Source organism: Flammeovirga sp. EKP202 (assembly GCF_014534745.1).
GTDB lineage: Bacteria > Bacteroidota > Bacteroidia > Cytophagales > Flammeovirgaceae > Flammeovirga.
On record NZ_JACVVP010000057.1, the window covers coordinates 15708 to 42380 of the forward strand.

Sequence of the window (26673 nt, forward strand, 5' to 3'; positions counted from 1 at the left end):
CTTTTAATTAAAAACAGGGACTTATGATGGGATTTTTTCCATTGTGAATACAAGACCATCATAGGCCCTATTTTCAACCTTAGGTCTAGAAACACAGCCTTTAACTTCTAAATAAAGAGACTATGAGAACGAACTACTTATTTTATCTTCTAATTGTTTTTTGGGGCTTGATGTTGAGCTGTCAGAAAATCGAAAAGGTAAATAATAACAATAGAGAAATTATTCGCTTAACGGATCAATGGGAATTTCAATACAACGACACATTGGAGCACCAATGGGAAAATGTGACGGTACCGTATGATTGGGCTATTTCAATGTCTTTTGATCAGGAGGTAGACAAGCAAGCAGTCATTGTGTTGGAAGATGGAGAACGTGTACCCAAAGTACGCACCGGTAGAACTGGAGCATTGCCACACATTGGTAAAGGATTTTATAAGAAATCACTTTACTTTACGCAAGAGGATCAGCAAAAGAAAATCTTTATCCAATTTGACGGTGCCATGAGCCACGCAAAAGTGTATCTCAACAAGCAGTTTGTAGGAACTTGGCCTTACGGGTACTCTTCTTTTGAATTTGAACTAACACCTTATATCCAATTCAATCAAGACAATTTATTAGAAGTACATTTAGAAAATAAATCACTTTCTTCAAGATGGTACCCTGGAGCTGGAATTTATAGGGAGGTCAGAATAGTAAAGACCAATCCAATCTATGTGAAAAATTGGGGGACTTATATTACAACTCCTCAAATCACAGCTTCCAAAGGAAATGTCAATATCAAAACTAGCGTAGAAAACAAAACCGATCAAGCTCAAAATATTGAACTCATTCAATCTATATTTTTCAAAAACCAAAGAGTGAGTACAAGTACAAAATCGATTAAGCTAGACCAAAACAATAATGAAGTTGAAATGGATTTGGAAGTGGAAAACCCTCAGTGGTGGTCTATTGAAACACCAAATCTTTACAAGGTAATCACAGAAGTAGTGGTAGATAATGAGATTGTAGATATTTATGAAAGTCAATTTGGATTCAGAACCATAGAGTTTACAAACAATGATGGCTTTTTCTTAAATGGGAAACCTCTTAAATTCAAAGGTGTTTGTCTACATCATGATTTAGGACCTTTAGGTGCAGCACATAATCTTTCAGGATGGAAACATCGCTTATTGAAATTGAAGGAAATGGGGGCCAATGCGATCCGCTCGACACATAATCCCTCTGATCCAAGCTTAGTACAACTAGCTGATGAAATGGGTTTCTTATTTATAGCTGAGGCATTTGATGAATGGGAAATTCCGAAAACTGAAAACGGGTACAATACTTTATGGCATGATTGGGCAGAAAAAGATTTGGTAGCTCTGATTCATAGAGATAGAAATCATCCTTCTTTAATCATGTGGTCAATTGGAAATGAAATCAGAGAGCAAAACGACCCGAATGGAGCTAAAAACGCACAGTTCCTAACAGATATTGTACACAGGGAAGATCCAACGAGACCTTCAACAGCAGGCTTCAATAACTTTAAAGGTGCTATTAATAATGGTTTGGCTGACGCAGTGGACATTCCGGGTTGGAACTATAAACCACAGAAATATGAAGCGTTCCATAAAGATCATCCAGAATGGAAAATGTATGGAAGCGAAACAGCCTCAACGGTAAGTTCCAGAGGAGAATATTTCTTCCCTGCAAAAGAAGGAAAACATAAAATTCGTCCTAACCTTCATTCAAATTCTTTTGATATGGATTTTCCTAACTGGGCACAGACACCCGACAGGGAATTTAAAGCACAAGAGAAAAATGATTTTATCATGGGTGAATTTGTATGGACAGGGTATGACTATTTAGGCGAACCTACTCCTTACAATGAACAGTGGCCTACAAAAAGTTCTTATTTCGGAATTATTGATTTAGCAGGTATTCCAAAAGACCGTTTCTATTTGTATAAAAGTCATTGGTCAGAAGAAAAAGTATTGCATTTACTACCACATTGGAACTGGAAAGAAGGACAAACGGTAAGTGTACATTGCTATACAAATTATGATAAAGCAGAACTTTTCTTAAACGGAAAAAGCTTAGGAATAAGAACAAAAGACGCTTCACAACTTTATGATTCTTACCGTTTAAGATGGGATGATATTGTTTACCAAAAGGGTGAATTGAAAGTGGTGGCCTTAGATAAAGAAGGTAATATTTTAGCGGAAGAGGTGAAATATACGGCGGGGAGCCCAATTGCTTTAGAAGTGGAACTTGATAGAAATCAAGTAGCCGCCAATGGAGAAGAAATTGTATATGCCACAATTTCAGTAGTGGATAAAGAGGGTGTTTTATGCCCTAGAGCCAATAATTTGATTCATTTTGAAGTCAAAGGAGAAGGACAGCTTAGAGGGGTTGGAAATGGAGATCCTACATCATTGGAATCCTTTGTGGATCATAAAAGAAAAGCATTTAATGGAAAGTGTGTGGCTATTTTACAGTCCTCAAAAGATGCCGGAAATATTACTTTGAAGGTGTCTTCTGATGGACTGGAATCCAAGGAAATAACGGTCAATACATTAAGTTTAATGTAATAAAATGTAAGTAGTAAATAGAGAAGCAGATAAGAGATCAATTATAAAGTACGCTTCTTTGAAACAACGAAAGCATTTGTACTGGTAATTAAATGGGAGGGTGTTATGGTCCTCCCTTTTTTCATCAATTTATCAAAACAATAATGAAAAATCTATTTTACCTGCCTCTTCTTCTTTCATTCGTGATAGCATGTCATCAGGAAAAAGAAGAACAGCCTCAACCCTATATTTTTACAGAAACTACAGCTGCATTTCCCCCTACAAAAGAGTGGGAATTGGTGTGGTCTGACGAGTTTGAAGGCACATCTTTAGATACTACAAAATGGAGTATTACAACAAGCCAAAGTAGTAGGCGACCAAGACCTAAATTGGGTATATCTTCATGGTTTTGGGTGAAAGATCATATTTGGTTAGATGGTCAGGGTAATTTGGTAATGAAAAGCTCAAAAGTAACAGAAGACAAAATGTATTGTGGAAGTGTTGACTCAAGAGGAAAGTATGAACCAAAGTATGGTTATTTTGAAGCAAGAATTAAAGTTGCAGAGACTTCTAAAGGCAATCATACCGCTTTTTGGCTTCAAGGTCATCACCAACGAAATGTAGATGGAACAGCTAATGATGGGGCAGAAATTGATATTTTTGAATCAGCGTGGCTTTCAGAAATAACAAAATCCGTAGTGCACATTGACGGATATTCTGAAGATCATAAAGCCAATACAAAGAAGTTTGATACCCCAAACATTCACGAGGGTTTCCATACTTATGGATTGCTTTGGGAAGAAGATAAAATGGAGATCTATTATGATGGTGTGTTGAAAGTAACCTACAAAGATACTTGGGTACCTAATGTTAATGAATGGTTATGGCTTTCCGTTGGTGCAAGTTTTGCTGATGGTAATTTCAAAGATCAACCGATTGGAAAACTATCGGAAGCAAAAGTCGACTATGTGAGAGTGTGGAAAAGTAAACCTCTTCTTCAAGCACATGTGAATTGAAAACAATAAAACGATTTAAAGAAGAAAAGAAATGAAAAAGTTACTATTTGGTTTGACATTCTTAGGGATGATGGGGTGTCAAAAGTCCAACCCTAATGAATCAAAATTATCGGAGAAGACAGACAAACCTAATATTATTATTTTTTATGTAGATGATTTAGGATACGGTGATATAGGAGTCAATGGATTGAAAGGAGCTCAAACTCCTGAAATTGATAAATTGGCCAACGGTGGTGTCTTATTTACTGACGTCCACTCCCCACATGCCACTTGTACGCCTTCTCGTTACTCAATGCTGACAGGTGAATATGCCTTTAGAAAGAAAGCACAAATCTTACCTGGTGATGCACCCTTGCTGATTGATACCAATAAGAAAACCCTTCCTGATATGTTGAAGGAAGAAGGGTACAAAACAGCCGTAGTAGGGAAGTGGCATCTAGGATTAGGCAATGGAAATGTAGACTGGAACAAAGCCGTAAAGCCGGGTCCATTGGAAATCGGTTTTGATTACTCTTTCCTTTTACCTTCCACAGGTGACAGAGTACCTTCTGTTTATTTAGAAAATCATAATGTAGTCAACCTTGATCCCAATGACCCGATCACCGTTAGCTACAAAAAGAATATTTCAGATCGTCCTACAGGAAACGATCATCCAGAACTATTACGTCAAGGAGCAGACAAACAACACGGCAATACCATCATCAATGGCATTTCAAGAATCGGCTATATGAAAGGCGGTGAAAAAGCATTGTGGACCGATGAGGATTTCCCTGAAAAGTTAGCCGGAAAAGCATCCGATTTTATCCGAAAAAACAAAGACAATCCTTTCTTCCTTTACTTCGCATTTCATGATATTCACGTACCACGCCTTCCTTCAGATCAGTTTAAAGGGAAGTCAGCAATGGGTGTACGTGGCGATGTAATTCTACAAATGGATTACACGACAGGCTTAGTAATGAAAACACTTAAAGAATTAGGTTTAGAAGAAAATACGTTAGTGATTTTCACTTCAGACAACGGAGCCGTTCTCACAGATGGCTACGATGATCATGCCATCGAATTACTAGGAGACCACAAACCCAACGGTCCTTTCAGCGGAGGAAAATATTCTTCTTTCGAAGGAGGAACAAGAGTACCAATGATTGCCTACTGGCCTAAAAAAATCAAAGCAGGTCAAGTGAATAATGCCACTTTCTCCCATATAGATTTCTATGCATCCTTCGCAGATCTATTGGGCAAAAAATTACCAGAAGGCATCGCAAAAGATTCCAAAAATATGCTTCCGGCATTAATCGGAGCTTCACAAGACGGCCGTGATTATATGGTGGAAGAAGGCTTTACATTAGCCATCAGAAATCACAATTGGAAATACATTCAGCCCATTCCAAAAGGGAAAAGGATCCCGAATTTTATGGACAGAACCAAAAATATTGAAGGAGGGATGTCACATGAGCCACAGTTGTTCAACTTAGAAAAAGATCCTCAAGAACTCACAAACCTAGCAAAAGAATATCCTGAAATAGTAGAACAACTTCAAGCGAAGTTGGATTCGATAAAGGCAGTGGAGGTTCTATAATTATGATAAACACCTTTTCTAATTTCGGTTAGGGAAGGTGTTTTTTTATCGGATGATCAGCGTTGTCAAATACTTCTTTGTTTTTGAATCTTAAAAGTTCTTGAGTACCTTAAAACATTTTTTTGAAATACACTATTGTAGCTAAATATCCTCATAGCTCCTAATTGATAAATATAAAATGAGAGCAATCTATATTCAATCTACACAAACAACAGAAGTAATTAAAGAGCTTACTTCGTTATTAGAAAGCAATGAAAAACAAAAGGTCGTAGACAGAACTGCTTTACAGAAAACTTATTTTACAGACGGTTTGCCAAAATCCTTATTTATATGTGGAGAAAGGAAGAATGGATGGGTGAAAGTAGAATATCAGTCTTCAGATGTTTTAGAGAATTGGGGATGCGATTTATCAGAAAAATTAAAAACTAAGGTTGTTGTTTTACATTACTTACATCGTTTTGGTTGGGGGTATTTTGCTTTATATGCTTCAGGGGTCAAAAAGAGAGAATTTGCAATTCAAGATGTTGGAGATTCTCCCTTTATTGAAGAAAATTGGAATGCATCATTTGATCCATTAAGTGAAGCTAGAAAAGATGTAACATTACAAGTGGAAATTAATGAGGGTGAGTTTCCAAAGCTTGATATTGAGAGGTCTGAAGATTTTGATTATTTATCAATCGGCATTGACTTAATTCATCAATATTGTTCCATTATAGGAATTGATTTTCTGCAAAATGAATCAAATTTAAACACGCTTTCAATTGATCAAGATGTGTACATAATGTTAGGATCTTTTGAAGAGAGAACAGAAACCCAATGTTGTAATTTTGAAGACGATATAGACTTACCTTTTTAAGAAATGAATATTAAATTATGCAATTAAAACTCCCTTTTTAGAGCCTTAGTGCTTAGTAGCTCAAGCGGCCTCAAAAACAAAAAGGCAACCCCCATCAGAGGTTGCCTTTTTACTTACAAGATTGTTACAAATGTACTCTTACTATTACTTTGTGTATTTATTATGTTCATAAACGCGCCCTATGCGTACGTCAGTTTTCTTCATCATGTCTTCTTGAGAATCTTCTTGATACTCACTTTGAGCCGCTAATAAACGTTCTTTTAGTTCAGCCGTTATTTCTTCATAACCGGCTTTACCATAAAGGTTATTTAATTCATTAGGATCATTTTCTAGATCGAAAAGTTCCCAATCATTTTCTCTCCATTCATTTATTGCTACTTCAGGGTTGTAGTAGAAGTGAATCAGTTTATACTTTTCTGTACGGATGCCATAATGCGGTAAAACGTGGTGCCACCATGGGAATTCGTAGTAGTGGTAGTACACAGCGTCTCTCCATTGGTCCATTTCTTCGCCTTCTACAATATTTTTGAATGACTTTCCTTGAATATCTTTTGGAATTTCAACACCTGCAAAATCAAGTAATGTAGGGGCGAAGTCCACGTTCATGGCTAATTTATTAGAGACCGTTTTAGGTTTGATGTGATTTGGATAGCGGATTAAGAATGGCATTTTGAAAGACTCCTCATACATCATTCTCTTATCAAACCAACCGTGTTCACCTAAATAGAAACCTTGATCAGAAGTATAAATCACGATCGTATTTTCAGCTAATCCAGATTCATCTAAGTAGTTTAATAACTCACCAATATAGTGATCCACACCTTTCACACAACCCAAGTACTCTTTCATGTACTTTTGGTATTTCCATTTCTTCAAGTCCTGACCTTTTAAAGTATCGCTAGGTGACCAAGGTTCTTCGTTGTTGTTGCCATACTTATACCATGCGTTTACTTCTTTTTTAGTCATCGCATCAATATTCTCAGGATCAACTTTTAGATCTCTTCTGTTTAAGTTTCTTTCTATTGTTTGCCAGGTATTTCCTGCTGCAACTTTTCCTTCGTAAGTATCATTGAAAGTTTCTGGCTCAACAATTTCAACGTTGTCAAATGTATGTTGGAATTGAGGGTCTGGATCCCAAGGACGGTGAGGAGCCTTGAACTGATACATCAACATAAAAGGTTTCTTCTGGTCACGCCCTTTCGTTAACCATTTTTTCGCATCTTCCCAAACCTGTCTTGATGAATGGAAACGATTTTCAGTCACTGTATCTTGACCGTTTTCTAAGAACACTGTATTGAAATAAGTACCTTGTCCGCCATGATTGATCATTACTTTTGAGTAGTCAAATCCTGTTGGAACAGTACCTAAGTGCCACTTACCAATTACAGCCGTTTGATAACCTGCCTTTTGTAATAACTTAGGGAATGTTTGCTGAGAACCATCAAAATCACCACCGCTTTCATTCTTAAAGAACCCATTGACATGACTGAATTTTCCTGTTAAAATTGCTGCTCTTGAAGGACCGCAAATTGCATTTGTACAAAATGTATTTTGCATGATCATTCCCTCGTTGGCTATACGGTCAATATTAGGCGTAAGGTCAGGAAACTGCTGAGCTAATCGACCACCATATGCACTGATGGCGTTGGTAGCGTGATCATCACTCATGATAAAAATAATGTTAGGTTGTTGTGTCTCTTCTTGAGAGCTATTCATCTTGGAGCAACTCCCTAAAGAAAGAAGTCCAATCATAAATGGGAAAAAAATAAGTAATCTTTTCATCTGATGGTTTTCAACTATATACAATGAATTGTGATCAATTCATTTCTTATTAAAAAAATATTGAAAGTGCTAATCCAAAAATAGATGTGATAATAGTCTTGACTTAGAACTTAGGTACTTCGAGTAAAAAGTACCTATGCAAAAGTAGTTTGTACCATTGTGATTGAAGTTGAATAATGATTCTAGTAGGTCGGTAAATAGTTCACAATAAAAACATTAAACAATTATAAATATCTGATTATCAGTATTGATTGTTATTCAAGTGTGCAAAAAACACAAATGCAAACATCATTGAACAATTTTTCACCCTCATTAAAAATTACATCTCTGATATTTGTAACATCAACAACGAGATAACATTCTCAACAATAGAATTATTATTTGGTATGAAAAGAAGTGGAACTTTAATGCTATTACTCTTATTAGTATTGTCATCAATAGCGCAAGATCAAAGACCAAATATCGTCTGGATCACATTTGAGGATATGAGTCCTTTATTGGCTTGCTATGGTGATTCTACCGCTTATACTCCAGTGATTAATTCGCTTTCGGAAGACAGTAAAGTTTTCAACAATGCTTTTTCTACTGCGGGAGTTTGTGCACCAAGCCGTTCTGCAATTATTACAGGTATGTATCCTACTTTTTTAGGAACAAATCATATGCGTACAGGAAGGGACATTATGGGTGAAAGTAGAGGTGTTTACAGTAAAAATAAAAATGTAATAGACAGAGAAGGAAATAATGTGATTGAGTACAGTGCTGTGATTCCTACGAAGATAAAATGTTTTCCAGAATACTTAAGAAGAGAGGGGTATTATTGTTCGAATAATGCTAAAACGGATTATCAGTTTGCCTCACCATTTACAGCATGGGATCAAAATGATACAAAGGCACATTGGAGAAATAGAAAGGAAGGACAGCCTTTTTTCGCAGTGTTTAATTTCAATGAAACACACGAGTCCAAATTATGGAAACACAATCATCTTCCTCTTACCGTTTCGCCTAATAAAGTAAATATTCCGAGCTACTATCCTAATACTCCGGAAGTAAGAAATGACATTGCAAGAGTGTATAGTAACCTTGAGTTACTGGATAAAAGAGTGGGGGAAATTATCCAACAATTAAAAGAAGATGGATTGTATGATAATACCTATATTTTCTTCTTTTCTGATCATGGAGGACCGATGCCAAGACAAAAACGTGAAGTGATTTCATCAGGTTTACATGTTCCTTTTATGATAAAATACCCTCAAAGTGCAGAAAAAGGTTACAGTGATCAAGTAGTCAACTTTATTGATCTAGCTCCAACAGTATTGGAAATAGTAGGAGTGAAAATACCTAAACATTTACAGGGGTCAAGTATTCAATCCCAAAAAAGAAAATACTCTTTTGCCGCAAGAGATAGAATGGATGAGCATACTTCGGCAAGAAGAAGTGTGACCGATGGAAAATACCTTTATGTAAAGTATTTGTACACACAACCTTCAAGCTATCAAGATATAGAATACAGAAAAAATGTGCCGACTATGCAGGTTTTATTAGAGTGGTATGATCAGGAAAAACTATCTAAAAATCAGAGGAAGTGGTTCGCTCCTGTAAAGGAATTGGAAGCATTGTATGATTTAGAAAATGATCCAGATGAATTGAATAATCTGATTGGCAAAGCAGACGTGAAAGAAGTAGAAAAAATCATGAGAGGGGTATTGAATAAGTGGCAGCGAAATATTAATGATAGATGTAAAGCAGTAGAGTCGAAAATGATAGAAGAGATGTGGCCTAATCAAGAACAGCCACAGACCGAAGAGGTAGTGTATAAGGTGAAAAAAGGAAAACTTCATTTATCCTGCCCCACCAAAGGAGCCTCAATCGGGTATAAAAGAGCGGATAAAGAGTGGAAAGTATATACAACGCCAATTGAAATAGACGAAACAGATTCAATAACAATTAAGGCAATTAGAATAGGTTATAAGACTTCAAATAAACAGTGTGTGACGCTTTTTCCTAACAATTTTTTTTAACAGGTAGATGTTTTTAAAAGTCCTGTAACTGTACAACTTGTGTGTGTGACTATCTTATAATGAAAAAGCCATCTCGGAGTATTCCAAGATGGCTTCTTTCATCTATTTGATAAGTACTTTATAATGGAAAGTACTTATAGTGTGCTAATTACTTAGCAGCTTCAAATCTTTTTGCAACTTCTTCCCAGTTTACAACATTCCAAAATGCAGAGATGTAATCAGGACGACGGTTTTGGTAGTTTAGGTAGTAAGCATGCTCCCAAACGTCAAGACCTAAGATTGGAGTTCCTCCGCACTCACCTGCCATCAATGGGTTGTCTTGGTTTGCAGTTGAGCAAACTGAAACAGTACCGTTATCTACACATAACCAAGCCCAACCTGAACCGAAACGTGTTGCAGCAGCGTTAGCAAAAGCTTCTTTGAAAGCATCGAAAGAACCAAATGCAGCGTCAATAGCAGCCGCTAAATCTCCTGTAGGAGCACCACCACCGTTTGGTGATAAGATTGTCCAGAATAAGTTGTGGTTATAGAATCCGCCACCGTTGTTTCTTACAGCACCTGATAACTCGTCAGCTGAAAGTAAGTCTTCGATAGACTTGTCAGCGTCAGCAGTACCTTCGATCGCTGCGTTTAATTTTGAAGTATAAGCAGCGTGGTGCTTAGAGTGGTGAATTTCCATTGTACGAGCGTCAAAGTGTGGCTCTAATGCATCATATGCATACGGTAACTGAGGTAATTCGAATGCCATTTTTAGTAAGATTTTATTGTTAAGAATAATATTTTTCGTTTTCAAAAAAAAGTGATTAACTACCGTTTTGGTGAGGTAGATCATTTTTTTCATTCGCAATTAACACAATAAACTCTAAAAAGTGAATTAAAATCCAATCGAAAAAAACTATAATTCAATAAAGTTTATTGATACTGTAAATTCAATTAGAACAGGCGAACAAGATTTTCTTTTTCCACTAACTCAATAATCTCAGAAGTTCCCTTAGAGAAGTCTTTACAAGTCCACTCCCAAGTCTCTTTCAGGATTAAACTGCCATTTGACTGTCTTTCAGGAATTGACGTGCATTTTCCTGTCATGATTTCGTCATTTGTATTCACATGTTGATAGGTGAATTCCAAAGAACTGTCCTCTTTCACTATACCAGTGATTGTTCCCATTCTGATGTTAGTGCCATAATAAGTGGCCCAAATTACATCTCCACCTTGTCTGTAATGAAAAAAAGTTTCGCTGTCTACTTCTCCGTTTTCAGAATTAGAAAGCGCCTTAAATCGCTTGTTATGATAGTTGATTTGTTCCATAGTGTAATGTAATAGTCAAAAGTTTATTTGGATAAACACTAGGGTAATAACCTGAGTTCGTCGAATTCAGGTTAATAGTGTTCAATATTATTTTTAATAAAAAGAAGGTAATAAGCAGTGGACCGATTACCCTCAATATTTTGTAATAATCATCAATTTACTAAGAGCAATAGGAATAAGAAAGAGTAAAGAATAGTGTTATTCTATATGTATTACATAGTCCTCTTCTTTAAAATTGTCTTAGTTACTATTTTCTATGAGAAAGTTTAATCCATTTCATTTCCTACTCTTTCATAGAAAAGATAGATAAAATTAAGAGTATTTTACCTGTAAATATTTTATAGTTCCTTCAATGTCTCTTGAACGGATAGGTTCACCGAGTGCTTCAAACTTCCAGTTCCCTTCTATTTTATAAAGGCGTCCCATAATCATAGAAACATAGCCAGCAAACTCAGAGTTGGAAGAAAGGTTGAAGGTAGCAATCAAGTCGTTTCTCGTGTATATTCTGATTTCAGAGAAAGGAATTGTTGCAAAGTCTTGTTTCTTATAGGAGTTGAGGTATAAAAAGATCTGATCTACCTCTTGTGCAACCTCATTGAGGTGTATCTGAATTGTTTCATTGTCTAGCCCATCATTTTCTCCAGCATCTCCTTCAAGATCATCACCAGTGTGCGTTACAGCGCCATCAGGTGAAATTAATTCGTTATAGTAAACTGTGTAGATTTCGTTCATTTCCTTATCGAAAGCACTAATACTAGCGTCAAGATCTACGTTCACTTTATTATTGAGAAGTCCAAAAAGTAATTTACCATGAATAGCCCCCCAATTCGCCCCAACTCTGATATAATCGAGTGTGTTGCCATCTTTTTTAAGGAGAGATATTTTACTTCCTTTTGATAATGAAATTCCAGTTTTTTTCTTGAGAGATGTACCCATCGAATAATAGATTACTTTGTTTATGAATAGCTTGATTGTATGCTTTTGTTCTGAGAATACCAAGAACAAAGGCGAAATTAATATTAAGTGATCAGAATGAGTAGTAATTACCCAAATTTAGTGATAAACTAACTTCGCCTTTTTGTTTAAAATGACTTAAAGAGGAGTACTTAAAAAGTACCAAAAGATAATTTAAGCATAAATATCTACATAACCTTGTAGACCCTTTTTGGAACCATCGCCAGAGGCAATAAAATTCCACTCTCCATTTGTTTTTTTAAGTCGACCAAATTCCATGTCAGTGATACCAGTATAGTTTTCATTCAAATTAAAGCGGATAATCTCTCTTTGTGTATCGATGTCAACAATACGGATATAAGCATTTTGAAGCATTCCAAAGTGATGTCTTAAGACTTCAGCATTATGGATCGAAGCCACAAAAACCATTTCCTCTACATCTTTTGAAATTTTTGAAAGATGAGCTAAAATCATCTCATCGTCTCCATCTCCTTTACCGGTTCTATTGTCTCCAGTATGTTCAACACTATTGTCTGGCGATTTTAAATTATTGAAGAAAACAAAGTATTCGTCGGCGGGTAATTTACCGTTTGCATTGATCATGAAAACAGAAGCATCTAAATCTAGGTTATTGCCAGGTACCATGTCCCAACCCAAGCCTACCATAATTTTATCCAGGCCTTTTTCGTTTTTTGTTAGGTTGAAGCGGTTCCCTTTTTTGAGAGAAATACTCATAATTAAGCTGTAATAGTAATAATAAAAGTTTGTTTATAAAACGTCAGAATATTCCTGAAGTTGTTTATAAGCTTAAATATATTTAGAAGAAACTGAATATTAGATCTTGGAGCTATTTTTTATTAAAAAAATCGTCAATTTTTTTCTCTTGAGCGGTTTGAGGTTTTGTTCTCGTAAAAAAAGAATTGATCATGTTTTCTTTTGATTCTTCCGTAGTAGAGTGGGAATTTGTATTGGGATGAATTTCTTCAAAAAACTGTTGGATTTTTTCTTCAGATTCCTCATCCTCTCTATTTTGCTCCAATGCTAGGTCTATTTCCATGGACAAAAGTTCATCTTCAGGAATTGTACTTTCTTCAGTGGTATTGAATACATCGTAGAGAAAATCTTCTACATCAAAACTGTCATTTTCTTGATTGGTTTTTAGGAATATCAGTTGTGTGGAGATCTTTTCTTTTTGAATCTGAATCACGGAAATTTTACTAGACGTGTCAAGCAACTTCAGTTCTAACTCTTTGATAGACTTGACGTAATGATCCCTTTCTTTTTTTAATGTATTACCGTAATTATTCAATTCCAACGCCTTAGAACGTTGTTCGTTGCTGATTGCAGCCTTGATATCAAACTGGTTTTTCTTGATATGTTTTTGAAGATGATCCGATTTTCCTTTCAAAGTAATGACTTGAGCCTTCAGCGACATTTGTAAATGATACAAGTGCTCAGACTCTTGCTCTAGTTGTAAGGAAGTGTTTTTTAATATCTCTTTAGTTGATAATTTATGATGAATAATTTTCTTGATTCTACTCCACATCACCGTTACTTGATAAGCTTATTAACACAGTTAAACTTTAGTAAACCCAATATACTTACATTCATTTACTTTTTTATTGAAATACCTCTCAAACTACCATTCTGGTCTTAAATTTCCCTTAAATCTCTTCTTAATCGTATCAACTGATCATGATATTTTGCGGCTTCGTCATAACCCACTTCTACAATCTCGATTAATTTTTCGGGATCAGTATCAAAAGTATTGTAATGTATGAGGTCTTGAGGAAAGATATGAACGTCACAGTCCTCCAGTTTTTTGAGTTCTGCTTTATCACCTTTCAATGACAATGCTCTCAAAGTGATCTTTTGAATATTGTTTAACTCCCCTTTCTCGTATTGACGGATTGGAGATACGTATACGCCAATGATCTTTTCACATTGCTCCCGCAAAACATCCACTGGAAAGTGATTGAGTATACCTCCATCACTATACAATTGATCGTCAATTTCCATGGGAGAGAAAACAAATGGATAAGCAATAGAGGCCAAGATGGCATCCGTAATAGAACCTGATGTAAATACCTTTTCTTCAGCAGAAAGCATATTGGTGGCTACAATAGAAAGTTCTTTATCACAATGCCTGAAATCGTCATCTGGAAAAACTTTAAGCAAATCCTTTTTGAGGGTTTTAGGGTCAACAATTCCTCTAAAAAGTACATTGGATTTAAAGAAAGATCTTCTTTCCCAGTCAAACAAATCTGTCGTTAAGAAGAACTCTTGAATTTGGGTCAGTGGAATGCCATACGCATACATACTTCCTATTATCGAACCTGCACTTGTTCCAGCTACAGCATCAGGAACAATTCCTAGTTCTTTCAGATAGAATAAAACTCCGATGTGGGCCAATCCTTTAGCTCCGCCACCTGAAAATACAATACCTAATTTATGCTTCTTTGCCATGTTGATTGATGATTAGATCAATTGCTTCGATAATCTCTTTTCTCTCTTTCTTGATGGATTGATAAGCTGTTTTGTTTCGTTTTGATAACAGAAATACTCGCCAATCGGATAACAGAAAGTGGATATAACTATTGAAAAAATACGAAGCATACGTGAAAAATGGAAAAATGAGAACTACTAGGAAAGTATACCATACAAATCCTCCAGCAAGGAAATAGGCAATCATCAGATAAGTAAAGTAGAAAATAGGGAAAATAATACCACATAAGGCAATCAAATTTGCACCCCAGACTTCCATTTCATCAGATGTTTTTAAAGCAATACTTTTGGATAATTTATAGGGTATCTTATTTAATATCCAATTCACCCAATGGAATGGTAAAATAAGTAGCGTAATCATTGATCTGAAAACCAATGAAAACACACTTTTAAAGTTCTTTTCCGTATGCCAAAATGACTCATCTTTTATTTTATTTTTCTTTAAAAGGTTATCATAGTTTTCAATCTTTTCTTTTATAGTATTTAATTGATTTTCTGATAGTTTTTCCAAAAAATCTAATCCTTTGTTGAGATAATGGAAATAATCCCTCAATGATTGTTTTCGTTTAAAAGGAGTGGTTTCTGTATACATTGTAACCGCTTGAACCAACGGTGCTTCTGCTTCCAAATTAGGAAGAGTGAAATAGCTTTTTAAGATTTCCTCTTCAATTTTTTTAGTAATTTCTTGAGCCGTTTTACCACTGTTTTTCTCATAATCCTCTTTGTAATCACGGACTTGGATTGGATCCCCAATCTCAATACTTACACTAGGAAACACACTGCCAATATGCGTATAATTCAATGCTACAGGAACGATATGTACATTGGATTGAAATTGATTAGCCACTTCTGTCTCCAAAGCGATTCTTGCGGTGCCAGATTTCAAACCTCTTAATTTTCTCTCCCAAATACTTGTTCCCTCCGAAAAAATAAGAATATCACCTCCCTTGGTAAGTGTGTCTATACAATGTTTGAACATGTCTTTATTCGAAAAAGGTTGCCCTTTCGGTACATCCTGTTTTCGTACTACGGGAATCATGTTCAGTTTTTGAAAGAGCCATTTGTTGAATTTCCCCTTAAAAACAGTGGATTTGGTAATAAAATAGAGTGGTTTATGATAACTACATCCTAAAACCAATGCATCGATGTACATTAGTGGATGAGTAACAGCAAATAAAATAGGTACATCTTTAGGGATTTTCTCCCAACCCGTTTTTTCAACTTTATAAAATACAAGTTTCAAATAGACGTACTTTACAAAAAAACGAATGATGTTGTATAATAGGTTTCCCATTAGGAATAGGGTTAGTTGTGATTCAAAACAGCGAGGATCTCTTTTAACTCTTCTTCTTTGAGTATTTCAATATTTTTTCCTCCAGCATTAAGTGCACTTACCTTCTGTAATTTGGTAGGTCCTGGATCTGTGCCTACAAGAACAATATTCGTAAGACCTGAGATATTAGAATTAATTTTCGCACCTAAACCTTTAATAATGGTGGCGAGTTCTAATCTTTCCCAAGTATTAAAAATTCCAGTAATTACCACCTTTTGTCTATAAAAAGGGCTATCAGGATCTGCATTTTCAAAATCGGGTTTTAAAATATCTCCAGAAAGTTGTGTACGGTAAGGAGGGTTTGTTTTCTTCTTTTTGAATGGATTTTTCTCAAAAATAGGTAACTCTTTTTCTGAAATACATTCAATGTAAAGTTTCGCACAAGCTTCTGCATCTGCCAAAGCATTATGATGATTAAGAGCCCAACCGTAAGTGTAGCAAACATCATCTAATGCTGCTCCGGTGATTCTATAGGTACAATCGTATTGGAATTCAGGAACATCGAGGTCGTACAATTCTAATGTTTGTTCTAATGCCCCAACATCAAAACCAGCATTGTGTGCTACGATCAGTTGTCCTTCAATGAAAGGTTTGATTTCATCCCAAACTTGAAAAAAACTGGGAGCATTTTTAGTCATTTCAGCAGTAATACCATGAATAGTCGTATTGAAACTATGGTATCGGTTATCAGGAGGACGGACCAAAGTTTCATAACGATCAATGATTTCACCGTTTTTCACTTTGACAATTCCTACTTGACAAATACTCCACCTTGCACCATGTGCTGTTTCAAAATCTATTGCTGTAAATTCCATATATTTTTATACCTCGAACATCGAATTTACAAAATTCGACATTATGAAGCATAATTAACAATGGTTTAGGTCATTAATGCTGTTCATTAGGAAAGGTTAAGAGAGGGGGAGGGGAGGTAAGAGGTATGAGGGGAGAAGGAAGAGGGGGGTGATATATCCATTACGAACCACTCTCATCCCTCTTCCTTCTTACCTCTTCACTAACAAAAACCTATTTTTTACTCAGTTCAATAAACGGAATGATCATTTCATCAATGGAAATTCCACCATGTTGGAACGTGTCTTTATAGTAACTCACGTAATAATTATAATTATTAGGATACGCAAAGAAGTAATCTTCAGTAGCAAAAACATATGATGTAGATACCTCTGTTTTTGGTAAACCAAAGTCTTCAGGATGACGAGCTACAAGTACATTTTTCTTATTGTAAGAAAGATTTTTACCTTGTTTGTACCTTAAGTTGGTATTTGTTTCTCTGTCCCCAATAATTTTATAAGGCTTTTTAGTTCTTACAGTACCATGGTCTGTTGTGATGTATACTTTACAGTTTTTATCAGCTAACGTTTTCAGCATTTCATATAAAGTAGAGTGCTCAAACCAAGACTTTGTAATAGAACGGTAGGCCGCTTCATCAGGTGCAAGTTCTCTCACCATATTAGTGTCGGTCCTTGCATGAGAAAGCATATCAACAAAGTTATAGACTACTGCATTGAACTTTTTATGCAATAAACTATTGATTTGATCATTGACTTGCTTGCCTTGAGAAGCTCGGATGACTTTATGGTAACTGAACTTCTCTTGGATGCCATGACGTAATAGTTGTTCTCCTAAAAGTTCTTCCTCATAATTGTTTTTACTGTCCTCATCATTGTCATTCACCCACCATTCAGGATAGGTTGCTTCAATTTCAGAAGGCATTAAACCTGAGAAAATGGCATTTCTAGCATAGGCAGTAGTGGTTGGTAAAATTGGACAGTAAACCTCTTCTTTGATGTTGAAAAGATCTGCAACCAATGGTTCTATCACTTTCCACTGATCATATCTCAAGTTATCAATCAGAATAAAGAATACACTTTCGTCATTTTCTCTTACATAAGGCAAAACTTTTTCAGAAAGTAACTCATGCGAAAGAATTGGACGGTTTTCAGGGTCTTCCATCCAATCAATATAATTATCTTTTATAAATCGACAGAAATTATGATTGGCTTCGTTTTTTTGCATTTCGAATACCTCACTCATACTTCTGTTTTCAGTCTGAGTGATTTCGATATCCCAATAAACAAGTTTCTTATAGGTTTCTACCCAATCTTCCCATTCCATATCATTCATAAATGACATCATGATACTTTGGAAATCTTGTTGATAAGCAGAGTTGGTTTTTTCAGAAACTAGTTTTTTGGTATCTAAAATTTTCTTGATCGACAGAAGAATCTGTTTAGGGTTAATGGGTTTAATCAGGTAATCCGCTATTTTGGCCCCAATAGCATCTTCCATGATATATTCTTCCTCACTTTTTGTAATCATCACAACAGGAATATTCGGCTTGATTCTTTTGATTTGCTCCAAAGCTTCCAGTCCTGTCATACCTGGCATATTTTCATCCAAAAAGATAATATCAAATTCCTCTTCTTCACATTTTTCAATGGCATCCAAACCACTTAAAACGGGAGTGACTTCATAACCTTTTTTCGTTAAAAATAATATGTGAGGCTTTAGTAAATCAATTTCATCATCTGCCCATAAGATGCGTTGTTGGCTCATATGTTTCTTGTATTTTTTGTGGAGTAACAATTTATGAAATTGTGATTCAAAACACACCAAGATTTCACCACAATTATTTTTTTTTAGATTTTTAAAATTTCAGATTCAAATAATCGTTATAAAAATAGGACGTAAAATGAATATTATATATCATAATACAATCATTTCTCCTTCAATGTGATAGTCTTTTTTTGACGGAGGCCAAAATTATTAATGAGAATGAACAATAATATCTGCAATTTTGTAACAACAAAGAGATGTTTTCAGATGTTATTGTTGAGAAAACAAAAAAGCAATACCAAATATTAAATTAGCTATAGCGTATGGAAGATAATACAAACGCATCATCATCAAAATTATTGATCATTATAGGAGCTGTTTTCGGAGGGGTTTTACTCTTAACCTCCATCTTCTTCTTCATTTTTAGTGATGATGAAGAAATCGATCCTCAGCTTGTTACAATCGATGAGTTTATTAAAGAAAAAGCAATTTGGGAGCTTAATGGCGACGCAGTGGAAGGAAGTGCTGTAGCCATTACACTACGTTTACCCAATATGAATATTAAACAGGTTGAAGATGCTGTAGAACGTGCTGACCAAAGTGTGAGACAAGTCGATGCCGATATTAAAAAAATATGGAGCTCTTTAGGGGATGATACGGGAGATTTAGAAAACAGTCTTCTAAACTTACAGGATGAGCTTGAAGGTATGTCTGATATCTATGAACATACTGAAGTGATAGCGGGTCAAATAGCAGTAGATGATGCTTCAGGAAAGAACGGTGCAGTTCAGTCTGCGGTGATCCGATTACTGTCAACAAGAGATGGTTATATCAGGGACATTAATTTGATGCAGGAAAATATTGATAAAGTATTGACGGTACTAAATGATGCTAAAAATCAAAATGGATCAGTCGGAGGGGTAACAGAAGCCATTGAAGAATTAGAAGTGGCAAACACTAGGTTGTTTGAAGAAGGAAGAACACTTTTAAGAACTTTATTTGCATTTGAGTATATCTACAATCAGCATAGACAATCTGGCGATACTGGAGATAGAATAGACGTATTTTATATTGCTTTGCAGGATTACCTTTATGATAAGATCATTGTAAAGCACTCTCAGGATAATTTCTACCGTAAAAAAGGGAAATTTGATGACGTAGTTGCTGAAACAAAAGAACGATTGGGGTCATTGGATGAGGTGGTAGCACTTCAACAGAAAAGAGAAATGAAACTCAATGAATACAATAAACTGTCAGAGCATTTAGGAGCATTAAATGAGCTGTACAGTAATGCCAATGTTTCTATCACTGCTGATAATTTTTCTGAATTGAACTTTGTATCCGATGAGGAATGGGAATATTCTATTTCTGAAGAAAATGCACATACTCCTTTGGTAGTCGTTTATAGGGTAGAGGGAACGCCTTTATCTTCTGGTGTTGTGGTCGCAAAAGCATCTTATAATTTATCATTCGAAAATGAAGATAGTGATGAATTAATTTTACCTGGTAAATTGGAACATGATGTGAGCGCTCAATAGGGCAAAGAAAAAGCATAATCACAAAACCTGATTGGAATGAAGCTTACTATTCATCCCAATCAGGTTTTTAATTTATTGAAAGGTTTCTATTTTTGTGCTGAACAATAAAACATAGACAGATGATTAATCATACAGTACTTTTCAAATTAAAAGAAGAGACAACAGCAACTCAAAAACAAGAGTTAATCGATGCACTACAAGCATTGGGTGGTAAAATTGATGAGTTAAAAGAAATTCAAGTAAAAGAGAATTTTTCAGACCGTTCTAAAGGTTTTGATGTAGTTCTTTATTCTATTTTTGATTCAAAAGAAGCTCTAGAATCTTATCAAGTTCACCCTGCACACGTAAAAGTAGTAGGTGAAAATGTGAAGCCAATTTTAGCCGATATACTTGTTGCAGATATTGAATATTAATTTTCATTTCTGAACATAAAAAAAGCCATTACAACCGAAATTGTAATGGCTTTTTTTCAAGGTTGAAGCTTAGTTTCTTCCACCTCCGTGGTGACCTCTTCCTTTACCACCTTTATGTCCCATTCTCTTCATTTGTCTTTTTTCCATTTCATCAGCAAGTTCATCCACTGACTTTGAAGGATCCATTAAGACAAACATTACAGGTTGATAATGTCCCATCATACCTTGACGTCCCATTTTTCCTTTACCTCTTCCTTTTCTGCCGTTTCCTTTTTCATGACCATTACCTTCACCTTTATTTTCAGGCTTGTATTTTGACATAATGGCTTTCATATCGCTTTTCCATTGTTCTTGCTGAGTTTTTGTAGAAGCTTTGATTGCTTCTAAATCAGCTTCGTGATTATCAACAATTTCCCAAGCAGCAGTAGTAATATGGCGCATTTCCTTTTCCATTGCCTGACGCTCTTTTTGTTGCTCTTCTGTAGGCTCTCCTTCAGGGCGCTTCATACCTTCTTTTTTCTTAGAAAGAGCGTCTAATCTTTCTCTTAAGGATACTAATGTTTTCTTTTCCGAATTAGATAACTTATTATCAAACTCTTTTCTGTTTTCTAATACTACAGGAAGTACTTGCGCTTTCATGTACGCTTTGATTTCCTTTCGGGCTTCATCTCTTTTCTTTTTCTTTTCTTGTTGAGCTACGCTTACAAATGATACAGCAAGAGTTGCTACTGTGATTAATGATAGAATAAGAACTTTAGATTTTTTCATGACACTAATTTTTTAAATTGTTTTCGTTTGATTTTGTATACTCCAAAGGTCCTATCAAGGATGCAATATTGATAATCATTTCAACGAATGGACTTGTTTTTTCAACGAACGAAAAGCTGAGGCATAAAAAAAGTCCCAAGTACTTAAACTTGAGACTTATTTGTTCCATTGTATTACCAGTTAGTTTCTTATAAGCTAGTATGTAAACCACATTCTGTTTTGGTTTTACCAGCCCATCTACCCGAACGGTCATCTGACCATAAAGGCTTCGTAGGATCTGCTTTTGCCGTACATGGCAAGCAACCTACACTAAAATACCCTTTTGCAATAAGAGAATGTAAAGGAAGCTTTCTTTCATTGATGTACTGAAATACCATTTTTGAGTCCCAATCTAAGATAGGGTGGTATTTTGTAACACCATGTTTTGCTTGTTCTTCCTTTTGCATTTGAGCGCGTACAGCAGATTGTCCTTTTCTGATACCGTTAATCCAAACATCGTTTTCTTTTAAGATATCTTCTAAAGGTTCAACCTTGTTGATATGACAACATCTGTCATGATGATGAACGTGTAATGGTTCACCATTTTCATCCACTTGTTTTTCAACAGGGATTTTTGACTTCAAGTCTATAATATTTAATCCAAGCTTTTTGGCTAATTGATCTCTAAATTCGATTGTTTCAGGAAAATGATAATTAGTATCTAAAAAGTACACTGGTATATTTTTATCTACTCTGCTAATGATATCCAACAAGACAACACTTTGTGGTTGAAATGAAGAACTAGCAAAAATTCTTTTCCCTTGCGAATGATAGATAGCCACCTGCTTTGCGATTTCATCAACTCGCTGATCAAATGATATTGCTGAAGCTTGTGGAATGATGCTTTGCGATGACATATTCTTTTCTTTAACTTTTATTTAATCTACTAATTATATAGGATAAATGCGAATTAATGAAAGAATCTACTTTTTTCAAAATTTTATCACAAAAAAAAAGGATCATTTACGAATAAATGACCCCTTTTGTACTGTATTGAAAGTAAGTTGATTAATTTCTATAACAACTTAAAACCCTCTTTTTAATTCTATACTAGCTCTGATCGGTCTTGAAATATTACCTGCATCATCTTTAAATTTTACATAAACGTACTTCATTCCGTCTGCTTCGCCATTAAGTTTCCATCCATCAATAGATGGTTTTAATTGTTGCCAATGTGCTCCTTGGAAAGAGGATTTATTGCTGACCATCATCATTGCAGCATCATCACCATTAATACTAAGAGAGACAAGTTTGTTGATATTATTTGTAAACTCAGCTCCTTGATCAATGGCAAGTGAAATATTTTTTGGTGCATTTGTGTCAAAAGAAATGCTAGAAGAATAGGTTTGTGTCTGATTCCCTGCAACATCTTTATACTTTACAAAAATCTGCTTGATGCCGTCTCCCTCACTTACTTTGTATGTCTTTTTAGTAACATACGGAATCCATTCACCACCTTCAAAATTGCTACTTTGAGCAACAATCATAGAATCAGCTTGTCTACAGAAGAAAGAAAGGTTGACTTGATGGTCTTGACGGTTAGATATTTTTTCACCATCATTAATTGAAATTTTACCTCCAAAAGGTGCTGTTCTATCCACAATGATTTCATCAGTAACCACACTTGTTATATTTCCTGCTTGATCTCTGTATCTAGCATAGATCTTACGTATTCCATCATCGCCAGCAGCTAAATCCCATTCAATGTATTCATCTTGAATAAGACGCCATTTGTTGCCATGGAAAGCAGAAGTGTTACTAATTTGAAAATATTTCGCTCCTTGTTGCCCTAAGATAATACCAACCTTTAAACTATTTTGGTCAGTGAAATATTTAGTAGGAACATCTATTTTAACAGAAATGTCGGAAGGTGGCGTGGTATCAAGGATAATTTTCTTCATCAATACTTTCGACTCATTGCCATCAATATCTTTGAATTTGAAATAAACTTCCTTTGTACCATCTCCATCCGAAAGTTGGTAAGAAAATAATTTTGAAAATTTTATCCACCTAGCACCTTCAAAAGATTTAGAACCACTGGCCATCATCTCAGCAATCCCCACACCATGAATTTCTATTTCAATATGTGTTGAATTGGAATATTTTCCAGATTTAAATATAATTCTTGTACGATCTAATTCGTCTTGAGCGAATAATTGTGTGTTAAAAATTAAGGTTGATATTATTGTGATAAGTAAGGTTCTCATCATGAGTTTTTCTAATAATAAAATTTCTTTTTAGTACTACTAAGTCAAAAAAGCTTCAAAAATAACCCTTGTGGCTGTTTTTATTTATATGCTAAAAAAATAGCTGTGTAAAGTTTTTAGCGATAGTAATTAAAAAAACAATTATAAGGAGTTGATACCGAAGAAATTTTGTCTTGGTAAATTACCTTTCAATAGGTACAACGTAAGTTAATGCAAAAATAGTACTCAATTAAGTAATAAGACAAATGTAAATTGATAATTTAGGGCAAATGCAGTCAATCATAAAGTGACAGTTTTAGTGAAACCATTTTTTTTATATTACATTTTCTTACCAATTAAAGTTTACTCAACATCATTTGAAATTTGGTTTGTACATTTGTTCTGCAAAAAATAATGCATTAACGGAACAAGATTTGTTAGTAAAGAATTGTCGAAGTTATTTTATTAAAAAATGTCCTCTCCTAAATCTTCATAATTGATTTAAGAGGTATTTAATGAAAAACTTGTATTTTTTTTGTTTTTCATTTGAATTTGGAGAATAATTTCAGATTACAATTGTTTATTTATCGTAATCACTATCAAATTTGAATATTGTTAAGAAGTCGGATATGTTTTGTTGCACTAGAAAGATAAATTCATTTTTTTTCTGTTTCGCTATTATTTCTTCATTTTGTTTAGGCAAAGCTATTGCACAAGAAGTAACAGAAGGGCATTCATATACTCCGGGGAGTTTATCTCAGGAACCAGTACAAGTTAAAAGAGAGTTGTTTCCTACAAGCTCATCTGAGGTGGGGGATACAACTTTTACAATATATGGAGATGCGTCGATCCCTTTCAAAATCTATTTTGTAAACGGGCCGCAATATGACAACATCTTCAATCCTAACCCAACGGGTATCATATTAGGAGATAGAGAATTTAATTTTTTCTGTTCAATGGAGAAGTCTATTCGTCAGAATTACTCCAATGTTTTAGAAGCAAAAGAATTCGATTATTTAGGAAGAAGCTACTTAATGCTTATTTCGTTTAGAGAAGATTGTTTGGGTGACAACTGTAGATATCGTTGTTACAATGTATTTGATATCACAGATCCAACAAGAATTCTTCAAACTTCTTTTTCAAGCTTATTCCAAGGAACAGACAGTTTTGGTGATTATAACAACGATGGTAAGTTAGACTTCCTAAGAGTTGCACCAAAACCTCCAAAAGATCAACAACCAGGAGAGTTAGTAAGTAATTACTTAGTGACTGCTTATACTATGAGAAGAGGTATTCCAAAACAATTAACAGATCAAGGTAACTCTTATTACTTATATGTTGATGGCGATGAGGAAGCTACAAAGTTTAATGTTTTACAAGCTTATTGGTTCTTCAATGTCAAAAATCAAGAAGGTGCAGATGCAGAACCTACTACATATTTTGCAGAGTACATTTCTTTTGATCCAATGTATAGGTATTTATATAACCCTAACGGGGTTAGAATAGAGAAAAACAGATGGTCTGTACTCATCACTGATGTAGGAGATTTGGAATCCGCACAAGAACATTGTCATCTAGTTCAAGAATATGAAATCGAAGATGTTTATATTATGATTGATCAATATAGTGGTGATATTACTTATCAGGTTTTTGCTGGAAACTTTGTAAGTAAAGAAAGTGCAGAATCATACCTGAAAATATTACATTCTCATGGTGTTGATGGTCAATTGACTGATTTCTTAAAGTCCTATTAATTTTTCAATAACGAAATACTAAAGTGGTACAATTCTTAGTTTAAATAGAAGAAGCACTTTAATTTCAAAGTTTTTTTTAATAACAATACAAGAGAAAGTAATTCATTTTTATAGCATCTATGAAACTATCACACTTAAATATTATACTGTCCTTATTCTGTTCATTATTTTTGGTCACGGAATTAAAAGCTCAGGAGGATGTTGCAAAAGCACATCTTGAGACAGCTGACTTTCTATTAGCGAACAGTCGCTACAGTGAAGCTCTTGAAGAATTAGACAAAGCAATAAATGCGAATCCAACAGATGGAAGCGTTTATTTCAAAAAAGCAAATACGCTCCTTGCTATTACTAAATTTAATGATGCTATTAAAACATTAGAGGCTTGTGTAAAATCTGATCCTAGTTTTTTCAGAGCATATGAAATGTTAGGCGATCTTTATTCTCAAAAGAAAAAGCCTTCTGCTGCAGTTAAGTATTATGATTTAGCCTTTCAAAAGGATGAAAGCATTGAGCAAAAATACCTTTATAAGCTTAAGATATTAGATATTTTAGATCAAGCGAATAGACATCGTTTCTCTAAAAAGCATATTGATGATTTAAGAAAATTAGAGTTAGCAGAATCTTTTGATCTTGATTATTATGAGTCAATGTACTGGAATGAAATTGACCATCCAGAGAAGGCGGAAGAATTAATGGCTAAAATTATTGGTGAAATTGAACCTTTATCGGGCAATGAAAGATATTACTACCAATACATCTGGGCATTATTTAATCAAGGAAAATATAGTGAAGCGAAAGAGTGGATGGATAAAATCACTACAAGTGAAGCTGAAGCTATGTTTACGATTTTTAGAGAGGGATATTATTTCAGTTTAGCTCAGACTTATTTCCAAGTAATGGATTATACTAAGTCTCAAAAAATGATTGATGTGACTTTAGGTATTAATTCATCTTTCATCGAGGCTTTTGATTTGCAGAAGCAATTAGCAGCTATTCACACTGATAAAACAAAGGTGATTGCAGCACAAGATAGAGCTTTGATGGCAGAAAAAGATATTAAGAAACGTTCTGCAAAACTATTAGAGCTTGCTACTCTAAACTATCAAGCAGAGGATTTTGCAACAGCGTATATTCACTTAGAGGAATACCAAGATGCATTGCCACAAAATGAGAGAAACATCAATGTGATCTTCATTAAGACAATGTGTGAGAAAAACTTAGGTGAGGTTGGAAGTTCAACTGAAAAGCTTAAAAAGGTAATTCATAACCCTTCTATCACACCTCAAGCGAAAGCAAAATATAATTTTTCAATTGCTCTAGTTTATAAGGAAGTGGGCGATTATAAAAACGCAGAGACTTTCTTAAAAGCGGCTTATGGTGGTTCTTATAAAAATGCTGTAAGATACGAGTTTTCAGATATTCAAAAGTTGAAAGATCTTAAGGAAATCGAATCGATGAACTAAGAGATATAGAATATTAAAAAAAATAGGTCAACCTCAAT

Annotated in this window: 22 protein-coding genes; 9 read left to right on the plus strand and 13 right to left on the minus strand. The window is 34.8% G+C overall.

The genetic code is table 11. From position 1 onward, the window contains the following. Window positions 1–122: 122 nt before the first annotated feature. The 4 genes from IC221_RS24410 (at window position 123) to IC221_RS24425 (ending at window position 5997) form a co-directional block, all read left to right on the plus strand. On the plus strand, window positions 123–2570 hold the full coding sequence (locus IC221_RS24410) for a glycoside hydrolase family 2 TIM barrel-domain containing protein (protein WP_188171457.1): 2448 nt from the start codon (window positions 123–125) through the stop codon (window positions 2568–2570). Window positions 2571–2713: 143 nt separating this feature from the next. Next, the gene (locus tag IC221_RS24415; RefSeq protein ID WP_188171458.1) at window positions 2714–3565 is read left to right on the plus strand and encodes a family 16 glycosylhydrolase; all 852 of its coding nucleotides are present in this window, start codon (window positions 2714–2716) and stop codon (window positions 3563–3565) included. 31 nt (window positions 3566–3596) lie between these two features. Then, window positions 3597–5141 (plus strand): arylsulfatase, encoded by a 1545-nt coding sequence (locus IC221_RS24420; protein ID WP_188171459.1) that lies wholly within the window; start codon window positions 3597–3599, stop codon window positions 5139–5141. A gap of 178 nt (window positions 5142–5319) precedes the next feature. Beyond that, window positions 5320–5997, plus strand: coding sequence for a hypothetical protein (locus IC221_RS24425; protein ID WP_188171460.1), 678 nt, complete (start codon window positions 5320–5322; stop codon window positions 5995–5997). A 144-nt stretch (window positions 5998–6141) separates the two neighbouring features. On the opposite strand, the gene IC221_RS24430 is transcribed toward IC221_RS24425, so the two are convergent. Continuing rightward, window positions 6142–7779, minus strand: coding sequence for a sulfatase (locus IC221_RS24430; protein WP_188171461.1), 1638 nt, complete (start codon window positions 7777–7779; stop codon window positions 6142–6144). 386 nt (window positions 7780–8165) lie between these two features. Here IC221_RS24430 and IC221_RS24435 point away from each other — a divergent pair, with 386 nt between their 5' ends. Beyond that, the gene (locus tag IC221_RS24435) at window positions 8166–9797 is read left to right on the plus strand and encodes a sulfatase (RefSeq protein WP_188171462.1); all 1632 of its coding nucleotides are present in this window, start codon (window positions 8166–8168) and stop codon (window positions 9795–9797) included. Between the two features lie 148 nt (window positions 9798–9945). Here the strand turns inward: IC221_RS24435 and IC221_RS24440 are convergent, their stop codons facing one another. From IC221_RS24440 to IC221_RS24480, 9 genes are all read right to left on the minus strand, one after another. Next, window positions 9946–10545 carry a superoxide dismutase gene (locus IC221_RS24440; protein ID WP_188171463.1) on the minus strand — a complete coding sequence of 200 codons (600 nt, stop codon included), beginning with the start codon at window positions 10543–10545 and terminating at the stop codon, window positions 9946–9948. Between the two features lie 185 nt (window positions 10546–10730). Next, complete coding sequence (locus tag IC221_RS24445; protein ID WP_188171464.1) at window positions 10731–11105, minus strand: n-acetylglutamate synthase; 375 nt, start codon at window positions 11103–11105, stop codon at window positions 10731–10733. Between the two features lie 312 nt (window positions 11106–11417). Beyond that, window positions 11418–12041: a TerD family protein gene (locus tag IC221_RS24450; RefSeq protein ID WP_044206469.1), complete on the minus strand. Its 624-nt coding sequence runs from the start codon at window positions 12039–12041 to the stop codon at window positions 11418–11420. Window positions 12042–12233: 192 nt separating this feature from the next. Next, window positions 12234–12794: a TerD family protein gene (locus IC221_RS24455; protein ID WP_044206472.1), complete on the minus strand. Its 561-nt coding sequence runs from the start codon at window positions 12792–12794 to the stop codon at window positions 12234–12236. 112 nt (window positions 12795–12906) lie between these two features. Then, a complete protein-coding gene (locus IC221_RS24460) occupies window positions 12907–13605 on the minus strand; it encodes a hypothetical protein (RefSeq protein ID WP_188171465.1) in 699 nt (232 codons plus the stop codon). 107 nt (window positions 13606–13712) lie between these two features. Then, window positions 13713–14525: a patatin-like phospholipase family protein gene (locus tag IC221_RS24465; protein ID WP_188171466.1), complete on the minus strand. Its 813-nt coding sequence runs from the start codon at window positions 14523–14525 to the stop codon at window positions 13713–13715. Further along, complete coding sequence (locus IC221_RS24470; protein ID WP_188171467.1) at window positions 14509–15858, minus strand: 1-acyl-sn-glycerol-3-phosphate acyltransferase; 1350 nt, start codon at window positions 15856–15858, stop codon at window positions 14509–14511. The genes IC221_RS24465 and IC221_RS24470 overlap by 17 nt, the downstream gene beginning before the upstream one ends. Before the next feature lie 11 nt (window positions 15859–15869). Further along, on the minus strand, window positions 15870–16712 hold the full coding sequence (locus tag IC221_RS24475; RefSeq protein WP_188171468.1) for an exonuclease domain-containing protein: 843 nt from the start codon (window positions 16710–16712) through the stop codon (window positions 15870–15872). Between the two features lie 211 nt (window positions 16713–16923). Beyond that, the gene (locus tag IC221_RS24480; RefSeq protein WP_188171469.1) at window positions 16924–18474 is read right to left on the minus strand and encodes a bifunctional response regulator/alkaline phosphatase family protein; all 1551 of its coding nucleotides are present in this window, start codon (window positions 18472–18474) and stop codon (window positions 16924–16926) included. A gap of 323 nt (window positions 18475–18797) precedes the next feature. Between IC221_RS24480 and IC221_RS24485 the strand changes: the two genes are divergently transcribed. Both IC221_RS24485 and IC221_RS24490 read left to right on the plus strand, forming a co-directional pair. Continuing rightward, window positions 18798–20012: a hypothetical protein gene (locus IC221_RS24485; RefSeq protein WP_188171470.1), complete on the plus strand. Its 1215-nt coding sequence runs from the start codon at window positions 18798–18800 to the stop codon at window positions 20010–20012. A gap of 119 nt (window positions 20013–20131) precedes the next feature. Next, on the plus strand, window positions 20132–20425 hold the full coding sequence (locus IC221_RS24490; protein ID WP_188171471.1) for a Dabb family protein: 294 nt from the start codon (window positions 20132–20134) through the stop codon (window positions 20423–20425). A 69-nt stretch (window positions 20426–20494) separates the two neighbouring features. On the opposite strand, the gene IC221_RS24495 is transcribed toward IC221_RS24490, so the two are convergent. The 3 genes from IC221_RS24495 to IC221_RS24505 form a co-directional block, all read right to left on the minus strand. Next, a complete protein-coding gene (locus IC221_RS24495; protein WP_188171472.1) occupies window positions 20495–21193 on the minus strand; it encodes a hypothetical protein in 699 nt (232 codons plus the stop codon). A gap of 188 nt (window positions 21194–21381) precedes the next feature. Next, window positions 21382–22089, minus strand: a complete 708-nt coding sequence (locus IC221_RS24500; RefSeq protein ID WP_188171473.1) for a phosphoadenylyl-sulfate reductase — start codon at window positions 22087–22089, stop codon at window positions 21382–21384. 168 nt (window positions 22090–22257) lie between these two features. Further along, entirely contained in the window at window positions 22258–23442 is a 1185-nt protein-coding gene (locus IC221_RS24505; protein ID WP_188171474.1) for a hypothetical protein, read from the minus strand. A 581-nt stretch (window positions 23443–24023) separates the two neighbouring features. Between IC221_RS24505 and IC221_RS24510 the strand changes: the two genes are divergently transcribed. Both IC221_RS24510 and IC221_RS24515 read left to right on the plus strand, forming a co-directional pair. Beyond that, a complete protein-coding gene (locus IC221_RS24510; protein ID WP_188171475.1) occupies window positions 24024–25172 on the plus strand; it encodes a hypothetical protein in 1149 nt (382 codons plus the stop codon). Window positions 25173–25291: 119 nt separating this feature from the next. Then, window positions 25292–26635, plus strand: a complete 1344-nt coding sequence (locus tag IC221_RS24515; RefSeq protein ID WP_188171476.1) for a tetratricopeptide repeat protein — start codon at window positions 25292–25294, stop codon at window positions 26633–26635. Window positions 26636–26673 lie beyond the last annotated feature (38 nt).